The sequence below is a fragment of the Microbacterium sp. CPCC 204701 genome, assembly GCF_004010105.1.
Taxonomy (GTDB): Bacteria; Actinomycetota; Actinomycetes; order Actinomycetales; family Microbacteriaceae; genus Microbacterium.
Genome location: NZ_RRYE01000339.1, coordinates 1 through 3,186, shown reverse-complemented (window position 1 = coordinate 3,186; position 3,186 = coordinate 1). Strand labels below are relative to the sequence as shown.

Annotated in this window: 4 protein-coding genes; 2 read left to right on the top strand and 2 right to left on the bottom strand. The window is 69.5% G+C overall.

The window, feature by feature from the left end:
• Positions 1-623, bottom strand: a 623-nt coding sequence (locus EIO58_RS15015) for a diacylglycerol/lipid kinase family protein (RefSeq protein ID WP_274543218.1), incomplete at its 3' end; no start/stop codon positions are given.
• Positions 624-726: 103 nt separating this feature from the next.
• Between EIO58_RS15015 and EIO58_RS15010 the strand changes: the two genes are divergently transcribed.
• A complete protein-coding gene (locus tag EIO58_RS15010; protein WP_127820195.1) occupies positions 727-1,014 on the top strand; it encodes a hypothetical protein in 288 nt (95 codons plus the stop codon).
• A gap of 27 nt (positions 1,015-1,041) precedes the next feature.
• Here the strand turns inward: EIO58_RS15010 and EIO58_RS15005 are convergent, their stop codons facing one another.
• On the bottom strand, positions 1,042-1,488 hold the full coding sequence (locus EIO58_RS15005) for an Lrp/AsnC family transcriptional regulator (protein WP_127820194.1): 447 nt from the start codon (positions 1,486-1,488) through the stop codon (positions 1,042-1,044).
• Between the two features lie 82 nt (positions 1,489-1,570).
• Here EIO58_RS15005 and EIO58_RS15000 point away from each other — a divergent pair, with 82 nt between their 5' ends.
• A complete protein-coding gene (locus tag EIO58_RS15000; protein WP_127820193.1) occupies positions 1,571-3,037 on the top strand; it encodes a DUF6421 family protein in 1,467 nt (488 codons plus the stop codon).
• The last annotated feature ends 149 nt before the right edge of the window (positions 3,038-3,186 follow it).

Below are 3,186 nucleotides of genomic sequence, written 5' to 3'. Positions count from 1 at the left end.
CGGCCGATCCCCACGAACACCGACCACACGCGGGCGCGGCGGCCGTCGCGCACGATGGTGAGAGGCTCGGCGCTGCGCAGCGCGCGCCACGCGGCGACGACGCCGCCCAGCCATTTGCCGAGCTGCGGAAGGTGCCGCTCGCGTTCGTCGATCAGCTCGGGGTAGGCACCGGCGGCCACCGCGTTGAGCGCCAGAACGGCCCGCTCGCCGTCGGCGGCGACCTCCATGGCGCTGACCTCGACCGTGTTCCCCGCCTGCAGGGCGTCGATGGCGGTGTCGACGTCGGTCAGGTCCGCCGACCGTGCGAAGTGATTGAACGTGCCGCCCGGCATGACCAGCAGCGGCCGCTCGTACCGCCGCGCGAGGTCGGCCATGCGCGACACCGAGCCGTCGCCGCCGTAGACACCGAGAATCGACGGCGCGGCATCCGTCTGCATCGCCGCCCGCACCGCGTCGGCGAGATCCTCGCCGTCGTCGAGCTCGTGCACGACGGCCTCGGGCAGCCGCTCCGCCAGGGTGACAGCAGGATCCGTTCGGATGACGGCGGTGCCCGACTGGGCGTTCCGCACGATGAACACGCCGCGACCTGTCGCCGCGGGCGACTCGGGCTGCTCGGAGAGCATGGGCAGAGCATACCTCGCCCACCGGCGCTGCCGGCCTTCACAGGCTTCGCAGAGTCGCGCGCACCTCGCACCGGGCCGCCGGTCTCCTGCGAGATTCGTGCCGATGTGCGAATTCCGTGACACGATCGTCCCGTGGGCCGATCCGGGGGCCGACACCCGGTCGGAGGCCGGCGTCGGAGTCCTGTACTCCCCCGACTTCACGCTCGGCACCGTCGACTTCCAGCCGATCGTCAACGTCGACAACGGCATGCTCGCGTCGGTGCTGGAGAACTTCCCCGCGGTGTCGGCCGGGAGCGTCACGCTCACGGGCAGCGGCGGACGCCCGCTGCGGGTACGGACGGCGCGAACTTCAAGGTCTACGGCTGGGTCACCCTCGGCATCCCGTACATGACGATCGACACCGCCCAGGTGCACCTCCCTAGGCGGGGAGGACCGGACGGTTCTCGTAGAAGGTCTGCAGCACCACGGTGGTGCGCGTGTTGACCGACGCGGCCGAGCGGATGTCGCGGATCAGCGACTCGAGATGGCGCGGGGTCGCAACCCGCACGAACAGGACGTAGCTCGCGTCGCCCGCGATCGAGTGGCACGCCTCGATCTCGGCGAGGTGCTCGAGCAGTTCGGGGGCGTTATCGGGCTGGGCGGGGTCCAGCGGCGTGATCTCGATGAACGCCGAGAGCGGCTTGCCGACGGCCTCGGCGTCGACGGTCGCACGGTAGCCGGTGATGACGCCGCGGGCCTCGAGCCGACGCAGGCGTGTCTGCACGGCCGATACCGAAAGGCCCACCGCCGCCGACAGCTCGGCCAGCGTGGCCCGCGCGTTGAGCGAGACCTCCTGCACGATGCGCTGATCGACAACATCCTCCATGCATGGAAGAATATCGGTGATCTGCGGCGTCTACCGTAAATGTTCCTGCTCGCAACCCTCTTCTCGAAGATCGGAGGTTCCCATGCCCGTGACCGCGCACAATGCGAAGTCCATCGTCGGAGAGCCCGAGGTCGTCGAGGACGCGCTCCGACGGGCTCAGGGGCCGGTCGCTGAGCCCGTCGAGGCGTCGCCGGCATGGCTGTCGCTCAAGCAGGCGGCGACGGCGCTTCAGGCTCTGCAGGTTCAGGACGGGTCGATCCCGGATGCCGCGGCCCACGACGCCGCGCGCGCACACGTCACCGCCATCACGGCGGCCATCGAAGAGCTCCGCCCGCGGTTCCCGCACGACGACGCCTATCTCGCGGCATCCGTCCGCGACTTCCGGCGCTGGACCGACGGCGGGTTCGGGGTGCCGGACTTCCTCGATTCGCTCGAGGCGTTCCAGCCTCAGCAGCACCGGATCGACGGCATCCGTCATCTCGTCGTGTTCCCGATGTACACCCAGAACGGGTCGCGCGCGCGCCACGTCGAGGCTGTGCTCGTCGAGGTGATCTGGCCCGAGTTCATCGCGCAGCTAGAGGCCGGCGACTATGGCAACAAGCTCTTCGTGTCACTGCGGTTCGTCGACTTCACGCCAGGGTACGACACGAACTCGGCCGTGCTGTTCCCCGAGACCGTCGCGATGCGTGAGATCCCTGCGTTCACATGGGGTGCGATCTTCCAGGACCGCGAGGCCGCCCGCTATCGCCGGGTCGTGCGGGCCGCCGCCGAGATCACGAAGCTCGAGCTGCCCGACGACGCCGCGCGCATGCTCGAGGACCAGGCGCTCACCGAGAAGACGTTCGTGATGTGGGACATCATCCACGACCGCACGCACATGCGCGGCGACCTGCCGTTCGACCCCTTCATGATCAAGCAGCGGATGCCGTACTTCCTGTACTCGCTGGAAGAGCTGCGGTGCGACCTCACGGCGTTCCGCGAGTGCGTCGCGATCCAGCAGCGGCTCGCCGTTCGACAGGCTCGGGCGCCGGAGGGCGAAGCACTGGACTCCGCCGAGGCCGAGATGCTCGAGCATGCGAAGCTCGTGCAGTACGCGGTGATCTTCGACCGCATCTTCCGTTTCGCGATCACCGGCTCGCGCGTGCGCAACTACGACGGGCTCGGTGGCCAGCTGCTGTTCGCGTGGCTGCATCAGCGCGGCGTGCTGCATTGGACCGATACGTCGCTCGCCTTCGAGTGGGACGAGGTGCCCGCCGCCGTGATCGCGCTGGGAGCGGCGATCGACGAGCTCTACTGGCGCTCGATCGACCGGCCCAAGACGGCGCACTGGCTCGCCGCGTACGACCTCATGCGTTCGGTGCTGACCCCGAACCCTGCGTCGGCGTGGGCGCGGGGACTCCCCGACGAGGTCCTCGCGGGCGCGCCGAAGGGTTACACCGACGCCGTGATGGACGACGAGTTCCCGCTGTCGATGTTCTACGAGGCGCTCGAGAAGAAGATGAAGCCCGTCATCGAGTCCACCGCGGGGATCACGGGGAAAGATGCGTGACGGCGTCTCGTCTGGCTTCGCTCGCGGGGCGACAGGGGGGCCGGTCGCCCCGCGAGCGAGAAGCGAGCGAGACGAAACGCCAGGAGTGAGCGGCAGGCTCGTGCTCATCGCGGGCGCGACGAGCGCGTCCGGCCTCGCGGCGGCCCGTG